Consider the following 6,229-nt stretch of genomic DNA (forward strand, 5'->3'; position numbering starts at 1 on the left):
TCTTTCTCTTTGGTGATATTCCGATACCCGGAAGTGTGAAAGGGGAAGCGTTTATCAAAGATATGTTGCCGATTCAGCGTGAGATTAATATTATGCGGTCTATGTTTGCCACACATGCCAGGAAAATGGGAAATAGTATGTGGTTAGTTCCAATGGGTTCCGCTGTGGATGAAGATGAAATTACGAATGAAGAAGGCGGTATTCTGCACTATACACCGATTGAAGGGGCGAGACCAGAACGAGTCGGCGCACCAGATATCCCGTCCTTCTATGATCGTATTTTAAATAATCATGATGGAGATATCGACGATTTATCGGGTGCACGTGAAATCTCACAAGGTCGTTTGCCATCTGGATTAGATACGTATAGCGGGTTATCTCTTATGGTAGAACAGGAGAATGAGAAGCTTGCAGTTTCTTCTCAAAACTATGAACACGGGATGAAGAGACTGTTACAACGCGTGCTGTTGCTCATGAAAAAACATTATACAGAAGAGCGTATGGCAAGAATTCTGGGTCCTGATAATTATATTGAACTCGTAAGCTTTAGAGGCTCTAATTTAAGCGGCGGAGAGGACATTAACATTGTGCAAGGTTCATCCCTTCCTGAAATGAAATCAGCCCAACAAGACCGGATTATGACGCTGTGGGATAAAGGAGCGATTGTGAAGAAGGATGGTTCACCAGACCCACAGGCGTTACTCAAACTCATGGGTATGGGTGATAGTAACGAGTTATTTGAAATGCAACAGCTGGATGAAAATAAAGCGAAGATGGAGAATAAACAGTTTGAACAAATTGCGCAGAATCCAGAAGCCCTTCAGCTTCTCCAACAATACACCATGCAAGAACAACAATTTGAGCAGCAAGCCCAAGCGATGCAAGCACAAGGGATAGATCCTATGCAAGCAGGTATACAGCCTCCACAATTATCCATACCGACACCACAGGTGCGTGATTTTTATGACCATGAAGTGCATGTATATATGCATAATGCTTTTCGAAAATCAAGCTTATATGATGAGTTGCCACCTGAAGTACAACAGTTAGTTGATGAGCATGTACAGCAACATATGGAGGCACTCAATGCGCCAATGGAAGTGGATAGAGAGCTGCAGGTGGAACAAGAACAACAGATGCAGGAAGAACAGAGAGCGATGAAAGAACAAGACTTACAGCTCCAACATCGTAAGTTAGATATCGAAGAAAAGAAAGTAGAAAAGCAAGGCGAAAAGGTATGAGATAAGTGTAAATAGCAATATTTATAATGAAAATGTGTATATGTTAATCATTCATTTGGAAGAATATGAAGAAAATTATTTTTGATGGAGAAAAACATGAAAAATAAGAGAAAGCTAATATTGATTGCTTCTTTTGCATCTATATGTATTCTAACAGGGTGTCTACCTAAAATGATTATTGATGATGTGCAGTTAATTCAAGGGGTAATAGTTGATAGGATAAAAGATCAAATCAAAACAACTGTTATTTGTTCGTTGAAAAGAAAAGGGCATCAAGTTCAAACATTTGAGGGTAGCAGTCATACAGTAAAGATGGGACGAATAAACAGTTCTTTAGAGTCTGAAAATGATTTTGAAACAGGTCAACTACGAATAGCTCTTGCTACGAAAAAATTTGTAAAACAAGACATTACGGAATTATATGAATACCTTTTGAGAGATAGCAGGATTGGTCATACGGTATATTTAGGGATAATAGATGGTAAAGTAAAAGGATTCTTTTCTCAGAAATCTTATGGGCGTGACAATGCAGTAATTTCTTTAAAAAAAATGTTAGAACATAATATGGAAACAGGTATTGTACCAACTGATAATTTACATGCTAATATTTACCGCTATTATGAAGAAGGTCAGGATACTTTTATACCGATAGTAAAAAATAGTGATGGTAAAATTAAAATCACAGGTTTAGCTTTGTTTAATAAAGAAAAGTATAGGGGCGAATTAAACTTACAGGAGATGTATATTTTTAAAGGGTTAATTGAGAAACATAAATTAGATTCGCATCAATTTAAAATTAGGAATGGATATGTGCTAGTAAATACGATACGTTCTAGTCCTTCTTATTGTATTCGTATGAAAAATGGGAAGCCTTTTTTTTATATAAAAGTGAAGTTTGATGCGCGTTTACAGGAAGTATCAACAAATATAAATTTAAATCAGAAGCAGAATGTAAAAAAAATAGAAAAATCGATAGAAAAAGAGTTGCAGGTAGAGAGTGAAAATATGATAAAGAAGTTACAAAATATAAATGTGGATCCGTTAGGATTTGGCGTTAAATTAAAACATAAATATAGAGGGTTTAGTTTGAAAAAGTGGAGAAGCATATATCAAAATGTCCCGATAGATGTGGAATATAGAGTGAATATTACTAATTCTGGAATTGTAGAATGAAGATGTGAAACAAATGAAGCAAGAAGTAGTCGCTGTTTAACAGCGGCTTTTTTCTATACAAAAATTTGGGCGTCGAATGTGGACTTGGGTCCACCCACAGGAGGAAGAAATATGTTAAAACCATTTCGTTTACGTGTAGGTAATTTTCAATTCTTTAATGGTTTGGAAGGCGGTGGGGAGGTCGTAACGGAAACGGTACCTCCTAGCGACTTAGGTGGGGAACTCACGCCCCCGCAAGGTACAGGAGAAATAACAGAGCCAACTGGACAAATAGAAACACCACCTGGGCAACAATTGGAAGTTGAGGAAAATCCAGAAGGACAACCACCAGAAGTTGTTGAACAATCACAAGCTTTTGCGAAGAGATTACAAGAACGTACACAAGCGGCTCTTATGGAAGAACGTCAGCGTTGGGAACAAGAAGTTTCTGAGCGATATGGTAACTATGATACGTATGATCGCGCGATGAACTTCTTTATGAAACAAGCAGGTTATAACGACCTTAATAGTATGATGCAAGCAATTGAACAACAAGATTTATTACAACGAGCTGAAAAGTTTGGGGTAACACCTGAAATCCAGCAAAAACTCGAAGCGCTGGAACAGAAAGCGCAGCGTGCCGAGGAACTAGAGTATCAGCGCGAACAACAAGAATTATCACAACGTTTTACGCAAGCATTAGGGCAATTCGCACAAGAAAAGGGAGCTGATGCCGCAGCTTTAGAACAATTTATGGTAGAACATAACGTTCCTAATTTTGAAGTAGCGTATAACGCCATGCGTACGCAGCAGTTAGAAGAACAGCTGACTTCAGCAAAAGAAACGGCCATTCAGGAATATTTACAAAGTAAGAAAGCGCCGAAGGTGGAAGGTAGTGGTGCAACAGGACTTGTCTCGGATGAACCAACTACAGATTTTAAAGTGGCGCGTGAAAGAGCATTACAACGATTACGATCAGCAAACCAACAAATTTAAGGAGGTATCCTAATTATGGGTGCTACATTAACGACATTAGCGGATGTTTTAAAAATCGATTACTTGCCAGGGATTAAAGAACAGATTAACAATGCGAACTACATCGTTTCACAGTTAGAAAAGAAAGTGGAAAAGATTAATGGCGATGGTTCGAATTTCTTAATTCCTCACCACTTTGGACGTAACACGGGCGTTGGAGCAGTTGCTGAAAATGGTAACTTACCAACAGCGGGGCAACAAGCGTATAAGAGCTCTACAGGTACAGCACGTATGGTGGCTGGTCGTTTAGAACTTACCGTACAAACCATTGAATCATCGAAGAAAAATGAAACGTCTTATCTTCGTGCAGTAGAATCTGAGGTAAAAGGTTTAACAACGGATATGAAGAACTTCCGTGCACGTGTTACCTTCGGTAATGGTTCAGGACGTATTGCCAATTGTACCGCACAGGCGACGGCTGCGAATGCACTTGTGGTAAGTAGTGTGAAGGGATTTTTCGTTGGGCAAAAAGTAGATATTGTCAATGCGACAGGTAACGTGACAACAAGCAATCGAACTGTTACAGCAATTGACCGCATGGCAACGATCATCACAATTGACGGTGCAGCTGTCACAACAGCGGCAACAGATGGCATTGTATCAGCTGGTTCTTCGAACTTAGAGCCGATGGGACTAGGCGGTATCATTGATGATAAATTAACATTACAAACATTAAATCCTGCGACATATTCTTGGTGGAAGGCAAATATGTTTGCGAACGGGGGAACGGCTCGTCCGATTTCAGATGCGCTACTACGTTTAGTGATGGATGAAACATCCATTGTAAGTGGAAAAGAAACAGACTTTCTGATGGGTTCGCATGGTGTACGTGCAGCATACGAGGCTGTACTGACTACAAATAAACGCTACACAAATGTAATGCAGTTAGAAGGTGGCTATTCTGCACTAGAGTTTGATGGGAAACCATTCTTAGTAGACCGTTATATGCCGGCAGGTATTGTGTGGGGAGGAAATTATGACGATTTAGGATTATACCGTGTAGCGGACCTTCAGTTCATGGAAGAGGATGGTTCGATGTTCTCACGTGTACCGAATAAAGCGGCATATGAAGCGACCGCATATATGTTAGAAACAATGGTATGTCACGCACGTAATGCTTTCTGGCAACTGTCAGACGTGCAAGAAGCAACTGGATATACGAAATAAAATGAGAGGAGCTACTAGCTCCTCTCATTTTAAACTTCACGGAGGTATAGATCATGGGCGTGTGTGAACGACGTGGATTTCAACGAACATTTTTAAATGATATCTATCATGTGGAAGAACAGTTACAATCCTATGATCCCCACTTGTATCTTATGTGGAATCCTAAAAATGGGGAACATGTCATCATGGATGGATTACTAGATATGTCGATTATGAAAATTCCACAAATCGGATTTGAACAATTGGACGCAAGAATTGTAGACCATATCAAGAGAATCCATACAGTGAACGGATTCTCCGCTGTTCAAACTGTGGAAGATACTGAGAAAAAGAGGCAAAAAGAAGAAGAGAGAAAACTGAATGATCTAGCGGAAGATTATGCGAGAGAATCAAAAGAAGCATTTTGGAACGCGCATGCATATGGCCGTGTGGATGGCGTACAAAAATATGTACAGGGTGTAAATATGGGGAGGGACCATCGTGAATCTGCAAGAGCTAATCCTGCAAGTGAACCGGGATGTGGATGATATTTTTGAAAATGGAGATATTCAACATTGGCTCAATCGTGCATTAGATGATATCACCCCGATTGCAAGGATAGAAAAGAAAGTCACTTTAACATATCCATACACATTACCGAATGACGTACAAGATATGGAACGAGTGATGCAAACGAACAAAGTATTTCCGCGCATACCTGTAGGAGAACAAAATCAACAAGGGTATTGGGTGTGGGGAAATGAATTGATGATACCAGGTGGAAATCAACAACCTATCGAAGTCTATTATTATAAAAAGTTAAGTCATCTAAAAGGAATGGAAGATGTACCTGAAATTGATAGTCCCTATCACGATTTATTAATTTTATACGCTGTTGGACAACTACAATTTATGGATGGAGATTATGGGGATAGACCAGATCGTATGCAGCGATATGAACAGCGTAGGCAACAATATGCCGTCTTTCGTGAGAAACGGAAAGTAAAAAGATCAAGTGTGCGAATGAAGACAATCCATGAGTATAGCGATGCTCCTACCTTCCTTGCGGATTGAAAGTGGGTGATGAGGATTGAAGGATACTGCTGAATTCAAAGATTTTTCAATGGGATTGAATGATACAGTGTATGCAAATGTAATTACGGATAAAGAACTAAGTAAAGTAGAAAATGCAGTGATTGGTGTGGGTGAAATTCGGAAACGAACAGGTTATAAGCAAGTTGGTTATATAGGAGAGAAGATAACAGGTGCTTATACATTTCTCAAGCCTGATGGCACAAATGAGTTACTGATGATGGGTGACCGTCTGAGGAGATGGAATGGGAAGTTCTTTGTTGATATCCCAGGCCCACCCTCTACTGGTGACAGAGCGAATTTTATTACGATGAAAGACCGAAAAGGAAACCGTGTTGTTTTAGTTGCCAATAATATCTCTCTAAAAGTGTATGCTGAAAATCAATTGTCATCTGTAACAGCATATGTACCTACTGCGGATGAACAAAGAAATCCAGGATTAAATGATATAGGTTCTTTATTTAACTGCAAATACATGGCTTTCTTTGGCGGACGGTTATTTGTTGTGGGTCATGACGTAAAGAATCGCGTTTCATTCTCCCACATCGATCCCAAACTTGGAT

General features: G+C 39.5%; 6 protein-coding genes and 1 pseudogene. All 7 read left to right on the forward strand.

The window, feature by feature from the left end:
- Positions 1-1,241 (forward strand): portal protein (locus tag ACODS7_RS30680; RefSeq protein ID WP_488828381.1); only part of this gene is annotated, 1,241 nt, incomplete at its 5' end.
- 96 nt (positions 1,242-1,337) lie between these two features.
- Positions 1,338-2,414 (forward strand): Ger(x)C family spore germination protein, encoded by a 1,077-nt coding sequence (locus ACODS7_RS30685; protein WP_428994091.1) that lies wholly within the window; start codon positions 1,338-1,340, stop codon positions 2,412-2,414.
- Between the two features lie 111 nt (positions 2,415-2,525).
- Entirely contained in the window at positions 2,526-3,389 is an 864-nt protein-coding gene (locus tag ACODS7_RS30690) for an MFS transporter (RefSeq protein WP_243168536.1), read from the forward strand.
- 15 nt (positions 3,390-3,404) lie between these two features.
- The gene (locus ACODS7_RS30695; RefSeq protein WP_243168535.1) at positions 3,405-4,595 is read left to right on the forward strand and encodes a phage major capsid protein; all 1,191 of its coding nucleotides are present in this window, start codon (positions 3,405-3,407) and stop codon (positions 4,593-4,595) included.
- Positions 4,596-4,648: 53 nt separating this feature from the next.
- Positions 4,649-5,122: a 2,3-dihydroxybenzoate--AMP ligase gene (locus ACODS7_RS30700; RefSeq protein ID WP_488828387.1), complete on the forward strand. Its 474-nt coding sequence runs from the start codon at positions 4,649-4,651 to the stop codon at positions 5,120-5,122.
- On the forward strand, positions 5,076-5,648 hold the full coding sequence (locus ACODS7_RS30705) for a phage adaptor protein (RefSeq protein ID WP_243168533.1): 573 nt from the start codon (positions 5,076-5,078) through the stop codon (positions 5,646-5,648). The genes ACODS7_RS30700 and ACODS7_RS30705 overlap by 47 nt, the downstream gene beginning before the upstream one ends.
- A gap of 16 nt (positions 5,649-5,664) precedes the next feature.
- A pseudogene (locus ACODS7_RS30710) lies at positions 5,665-6,229 on the forward strand (hypothetical protein); the annotation flags it as partial.

Source organism: Bacillus sp. FG16, assembly GCF_057809515.1.

Coding starts and splice junctions, on each gene's coding strand:
- ACODS7_RS30695 (WP_243168535.1), top strand. CDS start 3,405: ATGGGTGCTACATTAACGACATTAGCGGATGTTTTAAAAATCGATTAC.
- ACODS7_RS30685 (WP_428994091.1), top strand. CDS start 1,338: ATGAAAAATAAGAGAAAGCTAATATTGATTGCTTCTTTTGCATCTATA.
- ACODS7_RS30700 (WP_488828387.1), top strand. CDS start 4,649: ATGGGCGTGTGTGAACGACGTGGATTTCAACGAACATTTTTAAATGAT.
- ACODS7_RS30690 (WP_243168536.1), top strand. CDS start 2,526: ATGTTAAAACCATTTCGTTTACGTGTAGGTAATTTTCAATTCTTTAAT.